General features: G+C 45.0%; 16 protein-coding genes and 2 pseudogenes. 6 read left to right on the top strand and 12 right to left on the bottom strand.

The annotated features are described in order from the left end of the window. Positions 1–480 precede the first annotated feature (480 nt). The 3 genes and pseudogenes from OCY70_RS06010 to OCY70_RS06000 all read left to right on the top strand — a co-directional run. Positions 481–708: pseudogene (locus tag OCY70_RS06010) on the top strand (bacterial surface protein); the annotation flags it as partial. 445 nt (positions 709–1,153) lie between these two features. Beyond that, positions 1,154–1,315: a hypothetical protein gene (locus OCY70_RS06005; protein WP_213429879.1), complete on the top strand. Its 162-nt coding sequence runs from the start codon at positions 1,154–1,156 to the stop codon at positions 1,313–1,315. A 69-nt stretch (positions 1,316–1,384) separates the two neighbouring features. Continuing rightward, positions 1,385–2,224: an arylamine N-acetyltransferase family protein gene (locus tag OCY70_RS06000; protein WP_213429878.1), complete on the top strand. Its 840-nt coding sequence runs from the start codon at positions 1,385–1,387 to the stop codon at positions 2,222–2,224. Between the two features lie 102 nt (positions 2,225–2,326). On the opposite strand, the pseudogene OCY70_RS05995 reads toward OCY70_RS06000, so the two are convergent. From OCY70_RS05995 to OCY70_RS05985, 4 genes and pseudogenes are all read right to left on the bottom strand, one after another. Beyond that, positions 2,327–2,707 (bottom strand): annotated as a pseudogene (locus OCY70_RS05995) (transposase); the annotation flags it as partial. Further along, positions 2,692–2,880, bottom strand: coding sequence for a hypothetical protein (locus OCY70_RS35995; protein WP_373871499.1), 189 nt, complete (start codon positions 2,878–2,880; stop codon positions 2,692–2,694). The gene OCY70_RS35995 and the pseudogene OCY70_RS05995, both read right to left, overlap by 16 nt. 410 nt (positions 2,881–3,290) lie before the next feature. Then, complete coding sequence (locus tag OCY70_RS05990) at positions 3,291–3,431, bottom strand: hypothetical protein (RefSeq protein WP_213429875.1); 141 nt, start codon at positions 3,429–3,431, stop codon at positions 3,291–3,293. Between the two features lie 307 nt (positions 3,432–3,738). Further along, a complete protein-coding gene (locus OCY70_RS05985) occupies positions 3,739–3,939 on the bottom strand; it encodes a hypothetical protein (protein ID WP_213429874.1) in 201 nt (66 codons plus the stop codon). Between the two features lie 242 nt (positions 3,940–4,181). Here OCY70_RS05985 and OCY70_RS05980 point away from each other — a divergent pair, with 242 nt between their 5' ends. Beyond that, a complete protein-coding gene (locus tag OCY70_RS05980; RefSeq protein WP_213429873.1) occupies positions 4,182–4,631 on the top strand; it encodes a hypothetical protein in 450 nt (149 codons plus the stop codon). A 404-nt stretch (positions 4,632–5,035) separates the two neighbouring features. On the opposite strand, the gene OCY70_RS05975 is transcribed toward OCY70_RS05980, so the two are convergent. Then, positions 5,036–5,494: a hypothetical protein gene (locus OCY70_RS05975; protein WP_213429872.1), complete on the bottom strand. Its 459-nt coding sequence runs from the start codon at positions 5,492–5,494 to the stop codon at positions 5,036–5,038. A gap of 257 nt (positions 5,495–5,751) precedes the next feature. Between OCY70_RS05975 and OCY70_RS05970 the strand changes: the two genes are divergently transcribed. Then, on the top strand, positions 5,752–5,985 hold the full coding sequence (locus tag OCY70_RS05970; protein WP_213429892.1) for an ImmA/IrrE family metallo-endopeptidase: 234 nt from the start codon (positions 5,752–5,754) through the stop codon (positions 5,983–5,985). Here OCY70_RS05970 and OCY70_RS05965 read toward each other — a convergent pair. Next, positions 5,901–6,092, bottom strand: a complete 192-nt coding sequence (locus OCY70_RS05965) for a hypothetical protein (protein WP_213429871.1) — start codon at positions 6,090–6,092, stop codon at positions 5,901–5,903. The two genes, OCY70_RS05970 and OCY70_RS05965, sit on opposite strands and share 85 nt — an antisense overlap. Positions 6,093–6,725: 633 nt before the next feature. Here OCY70_RS05965 and OCY70_RS05960 point away from each other — a divergent pair. Beyond that, positions 6,726–8,309 (top strand): IS5 family transposase, encoded by a 1,584-nt coding sequence (locus OCY70_RS05960; protein WP_390905198.1) that lies wholly within the window; start codon positions 6,726–6,728, stop codon positions 8,307–8,309. Between the two features lie 311 nt (positions 8,310–8,620). Here OCY70_RS05960 and OCY70_RS05955 read toward each other — a convergent pair whose 3' ends face one another. From OCY70_RS05955 to OCY70_RS05930, 6 genes are all read right to left on the bottom strand, one after another. After that, positions 8,621–9,811 carry an IS4 family transposase gene (locus OCY70_RS05955; protein ID WP_261944552.1) on the bottom strand — a complete coding sequence of 397 codons (1,191 nt, stop codon included), beginning with the start codon at positions 9,809–9,811 and terminating at the stop codon, positions 8,621–8,623. Positions 9,812–10,720: 909 nt separating this feature from the next. Continuing rightward, on the bottom strand, positions 10,721–10,960 hold the full coding sequence (locus OCY70_RS05950; RefSeq protein WP_249725628.1) for a hypothetical protein: 240 nt from the start codon (positions 10,958–10,960) through the stop codon (positions 10,721–10,723). An 82-nt stretch (positions 10,961–11,042) separates the two neighbouring features. Next, the gene (locus tag OCY70_RS05945; RefSeq protein WP_249725627.1) at positions 11,043–11,459 is read right to left on the bottom strand and encodes a hypothetical protein; all 417 of its coding nucleotides are present in this window, start codon (positions 11,457–11,459) and stop codon (positions 11,043–11,045) included. Between the two features lie 179 nt (positions 11,460–11,638). Further along, entirely contained in the window at positions 11,639–11,812 is a 174-nt protein-coding gene (locus OCY70_RS05940; RefSeq protein ID WP_249725626.1) for a hypothetical protein, read from the bottom strand. A 455-nt stretch (positions 11,813–12,267) separates the two neighbouring features. Continuing rightward, on the bottom strand, positions 12,268–12,468 hold the full coding sequence (locus OCY70_RS05935) for a type II toxin-antitoxin system HicB family antitoxin (protein WP_213431101.1): 201 nt from the start codon (positions 12,466–12,468) through the stop codon (positions 12,268–12,270). A 729-nt stretch (positions 12,469–13,197) separates the two neighbouring features. Beyond that, entirely contained in the window at positions 13,198–14,973 is a 1,776-nt protein-coding gene (locus tag OCY70_RS05930; protein ID WP_213431100.1) for an ABC transporter substrate-binding protein, read from the bottom strand. Between the last annotated feature and the right edge of the window lie 144 nt (positions 14,974–15,117).

Raw genomic sequence — 15,117 nt, 5'->3', positions numbered from 1 at the left:
ATCCTTCTGCTTTGCTGCTGCCGAATGCACGTTCGATTATCAATGGAAATAAGCTGAAATCAAAATTGAATTTCATTATCATTATAATACTTATGCGGAATCTTCTGAGAACCTTATTCCCGATAATGACTTCTAAATAACTCTCCTTCGGGAATCGCAAGTGCGAGTAGTATTTGGAGTACCAATCATCAGCCATTTCAAGTGTTTAACCGTTCGGATTCTGACTATGGATGGGCTACAGCTCATGGATTCCCATATGGTTGGGTTTCGTATGAATTTGAAGAGCCAGTAGTTGTAAATAAATACACATTGCAAGCACGTGGAAATCATATTGATTATAAAACTGAATCGCCGAAGTACTGGACATTTGAGGGTTGGGATGGATCTGAACGACGCAAGAGGAGAAATAACTGGCTGGGAAGCTGGTTGGTGGAAAAAAAGAATTTACTTTTTCTAATGAAACAGAATACAAAAGTTACAATACTTGTCGTTACAATGACCACAGGATTAGAAAAGGAATTCGACCTCAGCATGGATGAGGTTAATGCCTTCATCAACTGGTACGAAAACAAGCAAGCCGGCACTGGAACAGCATCCTATGCCATAGATAAGCACAACAATAACAAAGGTCCATTCAGCAGCCGTAAAGACTACGTGATATACGACAAGATTTTAACGTTTGAAGTAAATGAATACTCGATCAAATAATTCAAAAGAGCCGTGGGATTCTTTCCTAACGGCTATTTTCCCTTTCAATTTCAAGCTGCTTGAATTAGGCTGGTAAGCATCCGCTAACCCCTTCTGGCTCAATCCACCGTTCAATACTTAGTTTGCCGTTTTCATGTGTCCACGTTTGCTTATAGTGATAATTGATAAGAGTATATCCAGTACTTCTATCGGAGAATTTTTCTTTTTTTCTATATATTTCTTATTACTAAGAAACTCTTCAGCAAAAACTAAATAACATCAAAGGATAGTTATAAAGGGGAGATTATTTGTGAATGTGAAAGTTGAAGTTCTTGATATCGATAAGGGTTGAGTTATTTGGGAAGAAGATTGGCATGAGGACTTTCACAGTGCATATAATGCAGTCCTACATAAAGGAAATCCAATTGCGCCGGGCGACCGAGCCGCGTCGCAGGTGGAGCTGTAGATGAAACAGGAGCAGGCCATTCGGATTAGAGGGAATTACGGCTGCAGCCGTCCGAACAAGAACCGCCTGCGGGTAACCAGGCATCTGCGAGCGGCGCATGTCGCGAGTGTGGAGCTGCAGGGAACCATCAGCTTTCCGTTCCGGAATATTTTTAATACTTGATTATATATTTTAATTGGTGTAACATTGTAATTGATGGATGATTTATCTATATATGGAAGGTGATATAAAATGTTAACTGAATTACAAAAAAATTTTTTCTCTCGGTTACAGATATCTCCAAAAGAAGATGTAACCTTTGAAGATTTACATGGAATTTTTCTGCGAATGGGATATGTACTACCCTATGAAAATTTAGACGTTATGGACAAGAATATCCGAAAAATTTCTAGAGAGAATGTTCAAGAAAAATTACTATTAACCCATCGCGGAGGACTATGTTACGAGCTTAATTCCTTATTATATTATTTTTTAATTGATTGTGGATTTGATGTCTATCGAGTAGCTGGTACGGTCTACGATTTAGGTGGTGATAATTGGAAGCCTGATAATGGGCATGTGATTATTATTTTAAATCATAATGATCAGAAATATATTATAGACGGGGGATTTGCCTCACATCTTCCTTTATATCCAGTCCCATTTAGCGGGGAAGTCATCTCATCTCAAACAGGAAAATACCGTATTCGTAAACAAAATACTGAAAAAGGAACCTATCTACTAGAAATGAAAAAAGGGGAAGATGGGGAGAGCGCTCAATTCCTTGATTCTGAACCTACAAATACATGGTGCATTGGATATGCATTTACATTAGATGAAATAGATACAGACAAAGTAAATATAATACAAAATATTATTGCACATCACCCAGAATCTCCCTTTAACAAAGGATATATTATCTGTAAATTAATTGAAGGCGGGCATATTTCACTTACTAAACGAAGTTTTACAGAAACCAAAAAAGGTCAAAAAAGAAAACGAACTATAAACGAAGAAGAGTATTATCAGATTCTTACTGAAGTATTTGATATTGTTCCGAATAAATACCTCGATAAAAATTTTAGAAAATGACTATATAAGTTGAACTAATGATTTACTAATCGTCCCGATTCCATCCGAATGCAGAGTCGATCAATGATCTTCATAGGATCGAGCATGAAAGAGTAAGCGAGTATTCTCTTCCAAAAAGGGGTGCATCAGTTTGGCATGATGGATGCGGGCATTATCGAAAATGATCACGATTTTACCGGTAGGATATGTTAAAAACGTTTCAGCAGTGTACTCCTCGTCTTCGAGCCAAACGATCTTGCCCGTCGGATAGTCTATCGTGGATAGCGATTTTACGCCGCGATGCTTACCTGTTGTTTGAATAATGCGCTGTTGACCTTTGGCAAACCAAGTCCGCTGCAAGGCTTGATAATCACGAATCATACTTTCATCTTCAAACAATAAATAATCAATTTCGCCATTATCGTAATTTTTTAACCCTGGAAAGGTTTTTTCGACAAATTCTCTTTGCTTTTCTTCGTCAGCAGCTGCTAATGCGTAAGTTGGTCATTCGATGTGCTTGCGCTCGTATCATTGTCAACCACTATCCTGACGCGTGTCGCATCCATCGGCCATAATCCAAAGATACGCCCGCGGCTGTCAAATTCGATAGAGGCATCCGCATTACCAAACATCGGATTTTGCGCCTCGATGCATTTCCAAAAATCATAAGCACTCATATACGGGTTCGGCCGCAATCTAAGCAATTGATATGCTGGGTGCCGTGTCTGCATGCGGATGCAGGCATACACCGTATCGATCTTTAGAGCATTTTTCCCTCTCGTTCACATCGGCAATATCGATACCTAGAACTTCAAGTAAACGTCGATCATTCACGTTGAGCTCTATTGTTTCGCGTTCGCGTTTTTCTGTAACGGGTAGCGCTCGCCTAAAAAACATTTATTGATCACTCCTTTCTTGGAGGATGACGGGCAATCGCAAATCCAACAGCCATGAGCGTGGCGCCCAAACAAAATAGCCCGGCCGTTAGGTGTAATTGAAATGTCGGTACGTTCACAACCACCAATCCGGCAGAATAAAAATGTCCTCTGCGAAGTCTCGAAGAACATAAAACAGGTTTTTCATAATGCTACCCCCACAACTTATCCCAGAATTTTTGATCCGCGAACTCTTCGAAGTTCATGTCTATTTCTTCATAAAGCATGGCCGTGGCCATGGCGTTAAACATGGCTACGATCAAGTCGATGCGTTCCTTTGATTTGTTCTTCATCGGTTTGAGGTTCTCCTTTCCATCCAACTCCATTCCCCCAGCACAGCGCGACGGGATTTACCCCGTGTGTCATCAATCCTCGCTTCATAAGCTGCTCAATTAGTTTCATTGCTGGACTCATGTTCTTCATGTCTTGAGGAATTTCCACTACATCGACGCCCCCGCGTATGAGCCGCTGAGATAGCATCCGGCTATTCCAAGGGTCGGTTCCTTGCGGCTGTCAAAGACTTTCAAAATGCCTTCAAACTCTGGCTCTTGTTCAATCATGCCGCAAGCTGCTTTGTAAACTTACTCGGCCTGTCCCCGGTCAGCTGCGCAGCAGTATATCTGCCCGATAAGCATAACGGTATTGTCGATACCCCTTATCATTTACGGTGCCGTAGACATCCCGTATGATCTCGCGCTGCCAGTCCAAGAGAATGAAAGGATGCCCATAAAAGTCATCGACTGCATGCAGCATCTGAATAAACTCAATCGGCTCAAGCGCTCTCTGTTCATCATGTGCCATGGGCACCAGCTCGTCGACTTAAGAATTGGGCCATAGCAGACTGCTTCTTCGGCACGACTAATATACTCGTCAAGGATATGATCGTCGATCGTAACGTTCTCCCATCCGACAACATAAACATCAAAGGTATCGCCATTGTTTAAACCTTTGGTTTAATAAGCGTAAATACCATTTTCTTACACACAGATACCTCTCTACGTGGTATACTCCCAATATATTACATCAGAAGGGAATTTTACCGTATGAAAAAAGTTCTTCGTAATTCATTAGCAGCTTTCTTAGTTCTAGCATTTACAGTGGTGCTCTTTACGCCACAAACAAGTTTCGCAAAAGCAAGTGAAAACTTCGAATTCAGTATCTCTGAGGACGGTTATGCAGAAAATTCAAAAGGACGTAAATTCAAAATTACATTTGATAAACCAGCAAAAAATGTACACTTTGGTGCCGTCTTAGACGACGCTTATAGGGTTGAATTCCCTGAAAGAGTAAAATTTCGACTCGAAACAGAAAACGGAAGAACTGTTTTTCAGTACAAAACATTAATTTTCTCTGAAATAGGAGATAGAGACTACACTACTAAATATACTAAAAACATTGATCCAGGTACTTATCATGTTTATATTGAACAAGAAACATATGGTTTAACTGGGATAAAAGGTAATGGTTTTGTTTATTACGATTACGTTAAATAAAATTTGAAACTGCAATCCTCCGTTAGCAAATGCCTAATTGGATGATTTTATATTTACATCGAATCAGATCAGCATAGCGATATATCCTCATCCATTTCCGTCCAGCATCCAAATTGCCCATTTTGTCACGTACTGGGATATCTACGCCGAATGGCCCTTCCTTTGCGTCGATAACTTCAATGCGCCGTGTCACACTGCCCTATACGCAGCCAAAACCGTTCCCCGGTTTTTGATTAGGCTTTTCCCTCCATTAGCTGCTGCATTAGCCATATGCCTAGCAAATTTCCTCGCTGTATAATCTATTGGACTTCTCAACTCATCGCCCCCCAATCGTCATTTCGGCAAAAGGAAAGGTTTTCCTCCAATAAAAAGCCGCTGAATAATCAGCGACCTAAAATGGCTACTTAAAAGTTATCATCAATATAAAAACCGAACTGGTACTGTGCTGTACCATCACTTATTTTTTTGACCACAAAGTACACCGTAGCACCGTCTGGTATATCCTTGGTTTGAAAAGCTTGATACTGGCCAAAACGTTGAGCGTACAATAGGTCTGATTCGTCACCGTTTTTGTACTTAATAATATATCCTAATCTGAAATTTTCATAATCTTCTGTCCCAATGAATAAAGTCGTAATACCCTTCATTTTTCTCGTGTTATTCGTCCATTTAAACCAATCTTCATCTGTGCTGTTTTCAATAGACAGGTGAACTGGGCTTCCTGGATAAAAGTCAAGTAGGCCTTCTGGATACAATTCAGTTGCACTGTCCCTTGTGTCACCAATCCCCTTAGCTGCAAATGCACTCGTTGAAAATACCAACATTACTGCGAATACCAAAAGCGTTGATAAAAACTTCTTCATATTATCTCACCTTTATATATGTAGTAGAGCCGTTTTCCAACTCCCACCTAGATAATACCATTATCTTACTTGTGAAGTATATGGATTCTTGTAGTTTTTTTCCACATAATTACTGTATTTAGGTGGTTTAATCTAATTAATAGTGCCGCCCCCGAAGGAACGGCTGTAAAGTATACATCAGCATAATTTCCCAACTCGATGAATATGGATATTATTGTGATAATAATTTAATTATTGAAAGGTGATGGCAGCGCCTTATATGCGCACACGAGCTTGGACATAACATTCTCCATTCAGGTCTCAGTCACTTTAGGCGGGACGAGCATTCCTTCTTTTATGTCGGAAGACTCGAGGGCCAAGACGACAAATTTGCGGTTTGTTTGCTAACCTATGGCGACCAGCTTCCCTACCAAATGGCAAACGGAACCGCCAGCTTGCGCTTTTCAAGCAGGAGGTATTGTCTGAAAGTTATGTCCAGACCGAGAAAATAACTTTCCAGGATTTTGTGAAACAAGCACTGGCGACCGAAATACGCATCCGATCCTGACAATCTGTCTGCGTCATCATTGATTATTTGAGGAACACTTGGAAAAATCATATCTTGCCCCCCTTTGGATCGATGCATTTAAACGCAATCAAGACGAACATGTCGTTGACTTCAAGACACACCTTAAAATGCCGGAAGCTCACGGCATTCCGTTCCACCCAAATACCCCAACAGTTTGGTGGAGACTCTTTTTAAAAAAGAACGGTTTTCGGCATATAAAACTGCATGGCCTGCCAACACTTCGGCGACGTTCTTAAACGTTCTTACTTGAACAAGGGCTCACAACAAAGGCTGTAGCGGAACCCTTGGGGCGCTCAGACGTGCGCACATTGCAGACCACATACAGCCATGTCACTAAAGCAATGGCGGAGCGAGCAGCTTCTGAGTTTGACGGCTTCGCACATCATTCGCGTTCAACAGATGATATATAGTTGGTTCGCCCCCATTTCGCCCCCAAAACGAAAAAGAGACGGCTACTCACTCCCCTAAAATCGCGATATATCGGTGTTTTCTCCAGTTTATGCGATCGTATTTTTCTACTTCCCTAGGATTGAAATCTATATAGGGCTTGCTGAACAATCATTTTTCAAAGGTTTTACAAGGATTTCTGGACTCTAACTCGAAATAAAATGCAAGGAGAATGCGAATTTCTTGCAAAAAATCGTGCACGTGGAGTGAGCCGACATGTATCGTAGAACCGAAAGCCAGCTTCAGTTGTTCGAAGATTTCTACTTGCCGTTTGGCGGTAAATTAAATAAGGAGAACCGTTGGGTGCAACTGGCCGCTATCATCCCGTGGTGGCGGGCAGAAGAACTCTACGCGAAGTCGTTCAAGAAATCAATGCGCGGTCAGATCCCTTTGTCTGTTCGTATGGCTTTGGGAGCGCTGTACATTCAGGAACGTATGCAGCTCGATGATCGAGAGACGGTCCAGCAGATCGCCGAAAATCCGTACTACCAGTACTTCCTTGGGCTGCCGGCGTTCCAAGATAAGCCTCCGTTCCATCACTCGCTGTTGACCCATTTCCGCAAGCGATTGGGTGCGGATGTCATTGAACGAATCAACGATTGGATTTTGGAAGAGGACGCAGAGCGAAAGAAGCAGGAACAAAACAAGAGCGATCCTCAAGATCCTCCAGGCAGCGGCCATGGCTCTGATGGAACATCCGTTAATGAAGACGGCAAAAGCAAAGAGAAACCATGCAACAAAGGCACCTTGATGCTCGACGCGACCTGCGCACCGGCCGACATCTCGTATCCGACCGATTTGAAATTATTGAACGAGGCGCGGGAAAAACTCGAAGCGATCATCGATGTTCTGCACGAGCCTTTCGTCGGGAAGGCCAAGAAACCGAGAACGTATCGTCAAACCGCCCGCAAACGCTACCTCGAGATCGCCAAGAAACGGCGAACGGGTGCCAAAGCCATCCGGAAAGCGGTTGGCAAACAGCTTCGTTATGTTTCGCGTAATCTTGGCATCATCGAAATGCTGGCAGCGAAAAGCAGCTTGAATCAACTGGGTTCGCAGCAGTATCGGCAATTGCTCGTCATTTCCGAGCTGTATCGTCAACAGCAAGAGATGTACGACAAACGGACACACTCGGTGGAAGATCGAATCGTCAGTCTTTCCCAACCGCATGTACGGCCGATTGTCCGCGGGAAAGTGAATGCTCCCGTCGAGTTTGGAGCAAAGCTGGCGATCAGTCTGGTGGATGGTTACGCTCGGATGGAGAAGCTGTCCTGGGATAACTTCAACGAAAGCATGACACTGAAAGCTTCCGTGGAGTCGTTCGTCCAGCGATATGGGTGTTATCCGGAAGCCATTCTAGCCGACCAAATCTACCGAAACCGGGAGAACCTTCGCTATTGTAAGGAGCACGGCATTCGTCTGAGTGGTCCAAACTTAGGACGTCCGAAGAAAGAAGCGGAACCCGATCGGAACCAGGCCAGACAGGATGCTTCAACGCGTAACGCGATCGAAGGAAAATTCGGAGAAGGCAAACGCTCCTACGGACTGGGGCGTATTCGAGCACGCCTTCGAGAGACAAGCGAAACGGTCATTGCTCTGCAACTGCTTGTTATGAATCTCGAACGCAAGCTGCGCGTTCTCTTTTTGCCGATTTTCAGACTGCTGCTGAATCTGTGCCGTCAGCCTCTGTGGCCTAAAAGGCAATATGTTCAGCAAGCCCTATATAGAATCTGGTGGAGTCTATTCCGAAAAGGGGGTGTCCCAAAAGTAGTATTTCACTACAGTGAGACAGCCCCCTGATTCTCAAAGCTCGACTCGCCGAAAAACTGCAAAACTACACTTTTCCTTTATGATGTGTACTCCGTGACAGGGAATCCTGCAAAACGGCATCAATTTCTGACTATCCAATCGTTAAAAGACAAAAATCGATGAACATCATGTACTTTTGCACTAGCGTTGCATCGAGCGGTTAGTTCATAATCTAATTTCAATTAACATCAATATATGATATATATTTACATTTGCGATGTCCGCGCTAAGTCTAAAAAAGTCGAGCTGGAAACAGACCCTACGCGTTATCCATTATATGTAAAAATCGTTTTCGTTTGTCATTACGTCACAATCAGTCTCGGTTTCATCGACTTTGTTGCCTTTTTCGGACGTCTCCCATTTCGCTTTGGTCGACCTCTAGATGTTCGAGTCGGCTTGCGGTTGAGTGCAGCGATCAAATTTTCCCATGGTTTTTCCGCATAGATGCGAATCAACTGGAGGAGGTCCCATGTCGACTTTTTACAGTCCAGTGTTAATTTAATCAGCAAACAGAGAGCATACGCGATTAAAGCAATATACATTTGGTTCCAAATCGCTTCGGCCGTATAACCGTGGGGTTTTACCAATCGAATATGCTGCTTGACCCATTTAAAAAACAACTCAATATGCCAGCGATTTCGATAAATCTCGGCAATTTGATGTGCGGATAAGTCAAATCGATTCGTTACAATTCGATAGGTACGCCCTTGGTCATCCTTAAACTCAATCAAACGCAGAACCGCTGGCAGCTCCGGCATCGTCACATCAGCATCAAGGATAAACCCATTCTGCCTTTTGGGGAGGTCTCTTTTTCTGATGATCGTTAACCGGCTCTTTTGCTTGACGCGGCAAACAAATTTAATCTTATCCTCTACCCATTTCTGAAAATGGTCGTATACCTGGTATCCTCGGTCCATCACGTAGGTCGCATCTTTATCCACTGTAAATTCCAACACGACTTCATGATCGGCTACATCTTTGGTTGAAGCGACGATCTTGTCTGGATACATCGTTTTGGAGTCCGCAACGACCAAGGAGGTGTGCATCTTCACGCCATGGCTACTTTTGGAACAATAGGACCATTTCGCGAGAATGGGAGGTAGTGTAATTCCCGATGAATCGATTAGCTTGAGTTTACCAATACCAGGCGTAATGCCGCGTTTCCCTTTTGTAAGTTGCTTGATTCGATCAATGAGCGAGAAAAAGAGCGTCTGAAGATACTCCATAGGCAGCCGTTTCAGCTTCCGCGATAGTTGAGAAGCGCTTATGCTCTTGAGACCCAGAAGATCTTGAAATTCAGGATTAGCCGCTACATGCTCTGACATGACTTTGTATGAGTCTCGTTGCTGAAGCTGTGCCTCTACAAATAAGAGTGTCGAAGAGCCGACAAACAGCTTTTGGGCCCGGTAATCCAATGACTCGTGTCGAGTAGAATGGACATGTAACCATTTTAGGCATTGACAAATGACGTTATGATTCGGTACGTTATCCATAAGAAATCTCCTTTGTTGAGGCGTTTTATGGATAACGTTAGGGTAACTCAACAATAGGAGATTTCTTTATTTTTGTCCATGAATATAGTTCAATAAGTTACAAATATAGAGACTTATGGGATAGAAATTTTCGTAAAAAGATTGATGCAACGCTAGTGGCATCCACGCAGCATTTCACTGCTTCATCCATCTTTCACCGGTTTGCGCGCCGCCGTTTTTCCCGCATCCACATTCTCTGTTACCTCGTCATCTCCATCATTTTGCAGTGCCTGTGAGACACCCCCTTTTTTCTTTTGTTTTTGTAGTTTAATGGAGTCTATTCTGAGTCGAGACGTTGAGTCTGTCCCCATTTTGTCCCCACCGTCCCCAGTCTGCATAACACATAAAAAAGCCCTCGCATAATGCCGGGGCTTGCTCCTGTTTTCCCATGATAAAAGCGTTCAGATCTCCAACAGTCAGATTGTCTACATACCCATTACCATCTAAATTAACGGTCAGGGTAATAAAGTTTTCGGGATGTTCATAGATGCGTAAGTCTTCACGATCATCTGTCATTAGCATGGAACCAACTCACGTCCGTTCGGTTACTCCGGTGTTCTTCCTCCAGGACCCGCTTCACGTTCCGAGCGAACGCCCGGCCGCCGTTGTTGATTCGAGCCTTGTTCACCTGTAACTCAAAAAGAGCCTTCGCGACGGCGGGCTCTGAAATCTCCATTGGCTACTTTTGTATAGATGACATCCAGGATATACGCCTCTTTATTGTACACGCCCCAGATGATGTTGCACATCGGCGGAGTCACAGTAAGCGTAAATGCCAGTAAACAGCGAATTGCCGTTAGCATCAACCGGCAGCCGTTCGTATGTCTTGAAGCTGCTGTACAGCTTCCCTTTGATGTCGATCGGAATCTGCTAATAGTTCGCACTGGCGATATCCTCGCCCATGGCCCGAACCTTCATGTCATAACTCTTACGGGAAAGGATATCCGGGCACAGCATCGAGCCGTCATCCTGGAGCGCCTTCATGGTCAGCAGCCGGACCTTCTTGCGTTCCTCTTTGAAGTGCTCCAGGGCTCGCCCGGCCAGGTCGCCGGTCGCCCAGCGGGTCATGATAATGATGATCTTGCCGCCTTCCTCTAAGCGGGACAGCATCGTATTCGTAAAGCAATCCCAATGTTTCTCCAGCGTATTCTCGTTAGCGGCCTCCTCGGATTCTTGATAAGGTCGTCAATCATCAAAATAGTGGCCCCGAAGCCGGTCGCCGTACCAGTCGGAGACGTCGCCAGGTAGTTGTTATATCCACCCTCCAGGCTCCACAGGTCATTGCCCCGTCGCCGCGTTTGATACGGACGCCCGGGAAGATGTCGCTGTATACGATCTTCTTCTCGTCAGCCTTGACCCTGCTGATACCGTCGCGGACAGCCTTGGAGAACGTCGTGGACAATGTCTCGTTATACGAGCCGGTCATGACCTTCTCCTGCTGGTTCTTGCCGTATACCCATTGGGCGAACATGGAGGCCGTCCTGGACTTGCCGTGCCGAGGCGGGAGGTTAATTATGAGAATGTCGTCGTCGGACTCGTAAAAGTCCTGCATCTCGCCGCACAGCTCGACTAGGTATGTCCGATCATCCCGGTAGAAGTCCGGCGCCATTGCCTGGCAAAAGTAAAAAACTCGCGGGATGCGAGCTCGATTAGGGCATATCGTTTGATTGTCTCCAGGTCAACCATCAGCGAATCAGCTTCCCGGGTCACTTCGTCTTACTAATAGCCGATTGTACGCCTGAATAGGGCATTCTCGACCTCAATGCCAGCTACTTCCTTGCCCCTTTTTCAGGCTGCCGATAATGCCGGGTACTTCTCGACATACTCTCTGAATGTCGAGTAAGCAACGCCTAATTTCTTGGCTGTATCCTCGTCTATTGTCCCGTCCCTCGCCCGTGCTTCTATAAGCAGGAGCTTGGGTTCAACATGTGAATGGTACTTATTTTTCCGTTCTCCTGCCATGTTATCAGCCCCTCTCCGTGAAATAAGAAAATGCACCCTGTTAAGGATGATCTATTAACCATACTCCATGTACACATTTGGCTCTTAGCCTTCCATCTTCACACATACGCTGGACCGTTTTAGTGAATTTTTCGAAAACCAGAAAGATATTCCTGCGTATTACTTATTACTACATAACAACAGGAGGTGGTACGATGGAACGTTTAGAACGATTGGCAAAAGACCTGTTAGAAGTATTAATTGACGTTGTAATTGAGGTAGTAATAACATTGGCTCGCCTATAACTTATAACAGTTGCCCTTTGGCAACTGTTTTTATGTAATATCATTTAGACTGCATTCACTCCGGTACCTTGGTGCGGCCTTTTCCCTATATGCCGTTACCCTAATCAGCCATTTCAATAGATTCATCCTCTTTCACCATCCTTTGTGGCAAAATAAAAAGCCGCTGAATAATCAGCGACTCAATTTGTAAAGCACGTATTGATTTAAGGATACACCTTCCCGTTCTGCCTGCTCCGCCAGCTGCCGGTGAAGGGTCTTGGGCAGACGCACATTGAACCTGCCACTGTACGCATCATGTGCAGCCGGCTCCGGGATGTCGCAGCCATTCTCCAGCATTACCTCAAAATAGCCTTCCATTGCGTCACTGATCATCGCGAATGCCTCTGTAGGTGTATCCCCATGGCTGTGACATCAAGTTCTGAACGTGTTTGGATTTACCATAATTGCTCTTATTCTTTTCCTGCTGTTTCTATTCATTGAGTGTAGCTCAAAAATGATCGTTCAAGACCCAATGCAAAGCCATTTATTTGTGTTAAAAGAAGCTCAAAATAAAACCTACGAACAAAACACAAATATATCTGATAAAGGTATAAAAGATCATCAACTGCCCAAACAGAAGCGACACATTAGGAGGAAAATAAAAAATAGATTAAACGTTCAACCTTTTGAGCTCTTGAACAAAGGCGATATGCCTAACTGTACCGAATGGCAAAAGATGTGGTCGACCGTTCACCGCGACCACATCTATATTTTTTCACACTACCATAATACCACGGGTAAAACACGTCGTCAGTGGCGACTTAATCGCATGACTGCCAAACTCCATCGCCCCCGAAAAACAGCGTCGTTAAGGTGTCATACCGCCTCAAGTCCTCCGCCGGCCCGATGACTCACACAGAATCCGATACACTTTTATCATCTGGTCAACGAATTTAACGATTGCCAAGGCCCGCTCCTTGGAACGTTTTATCGACTCGATTGCAAAATCACTGTTTAGAAATATTGTTTTCTGTTTGTCTGCGGGTCGAGCATATATTCCAACTCCCTCCTGTCGCAAAAACCCTCCCCCGTCATGACGGGAGAGGGTTCGGCAAGATTGGATTAATTAATCATCAATGAATCTACACCATAAGAGAAGTCGCGGTAAGGCGTCATATCAAGCCCGGTAAAGCGCGCATTATTGCCCCACATATCGCGCCGCTGGTACATGAAGATGTATGGCAGATCTTCATTAAGCTCCTGATACAACTCCTTGTAGATCGCTTTCCGCTCCTCAATATCCAGCGTTTTGCCGCCCTTTTCGAACAGCTCGTCGACTTTTTTATTGGAGTAGCCGATTTCGTTCTGCGATCCTCCGGTAATAAAGATATTTTGTGCTCCTTGCGGATCTGGACTGAGGCCCCAAGCCATGAACAGCATATCGAAATCGCCCTTTTTCCGCTTCTCGATAACTGCGTTGAAGTCCATTTGCTCGGCAACGAATTCGATGCCCAATTCCTTGTAGTTCGCTTGCGCTACCGGAATAATCGCGTCATTCACCACGTTCGGCGAGGTAGCCGCGAAATTGATCTTGAATTTCTCGCCGTCTTTTTCACGTATGCCATCCGCGCCGACCTTCCAGCCCGCCTCTTCGAGCAGTTGCTTCGCTATTTCCAGGTTGAACTCGTACTTGTTTACTTCATCGGTATAAGACCAGGACAGCTTCGATTGCGGCACGTTGATGACATCGGCATAGCCTTGGTATACGGCTTCCACGATTTGCTCGCGGTCGAGGCCGATCGCCAATGCCTGACGGACCTTCACATCCTGGAACTTCGCCCGGTTATGGTTGAAGGCGATGTAACCGTAACCATTCGTCGGGAACAAGGATATATCGAGGAAGCCCATCGATTGCAGAAGTTCGAAGTTATCACGGTTCGCGGAGATGAAGTCCATATCCGTCTCCCCGGTCTGCAGCAACTGGGCGTTTGTCTCGTCCGTCGTGAACTTGTAGATCAGCTTCGGAATTTTCGGTGCGCCTTTGAAGTAGTGCTCATTGGCAACAAAGGATACATCTTGGCCAGCCTGGAATTTCTCCAGCTTGTATGGCCCGTTGCCAAGCGGCTTCGTGAACAGCTCATTCATATAACTCAAATTGCCCTGCTTGTAATCTTTTCCGTAATAGGCTTTCGGGAGAATGCCTGTCGCGCCGATTGCGGACTGCGCCAGGGCGCTAGGTTCAATCGTTGTGAATTCAATGGTGAGAGGATCGATAACCTTGATGCCTTCAATGGAGGTTGCTTTGCCGTCGAAGTATTCCTGACCGCCTTTGATTTTGGCGTCTCTGAGGATGTCGCTAGGACCGTCATACGATTTGTCATGCAGCACGGTAATCGTGAAGGCGACGTCTTCCGCCGTCAACGGCGAACCGTCGCTGAACTTCAAGCCTTCCTTCAGCTTGTACGTGTGAGTCAGATAATCCGGAGATACTTCGTATTTTTCCGCCAGCACAGGGGCATACGTCCCGTCCTTCTGCACCTCGAGCATCGCCTTGAACAACGTTCTCGTAACGTACTGATCATAAGCCGTCTCTGCATAGAGAGGATGAAAGATTCCAGCCGGCGCGGTCATGCCGATAATGAGGGTATCTGTCCGGGATGTGGCCGTAGCGGGCGACTTGCTCGGTTCGGACGCCTTCACAATCCCTTCGTTGACGCTCCCGGATTCCTCCGGTTCCGAAGCCTGCTCTCCATCCTCCTTCTTCTCCGGCTCATTGCCCTGCTGCTCTTGAGCCGGTTCTTTAGACGGATCCGCGGCATTGCCGCCACCGCCGCATGCCGACAGCACCAGCGTTAGCGACAACAGCAAGCATAGAAAAATAACCCAACTTTTCTTCACTATACAACTCCCCCTACATTCATAAAATAATTTATGTTGACACTAAGCAGTAACGAAGTTAATGGTTTGCCGGCAAGCGGGAAACGCTGGAAAACTTTTCGAACTTTGGTCAAATAATTATGCAGGATTCTGGTTGTTTCTGCG

It is taken from the genome of Paenibacillus melissococcoides, assembly GCA_944800085.1.
GTDB lineage: Bacteria > Bacillota > Bacilli > Paenibacillales > Paenibacillaceae > Paenibacillus_B > Paenibacillus_B melissococcoides.
The sequence above is the reverse complement of the archived record's forward strand: the minus strand, read 5'-3'. Positions and strand labels throughout refer to the sequence as shown.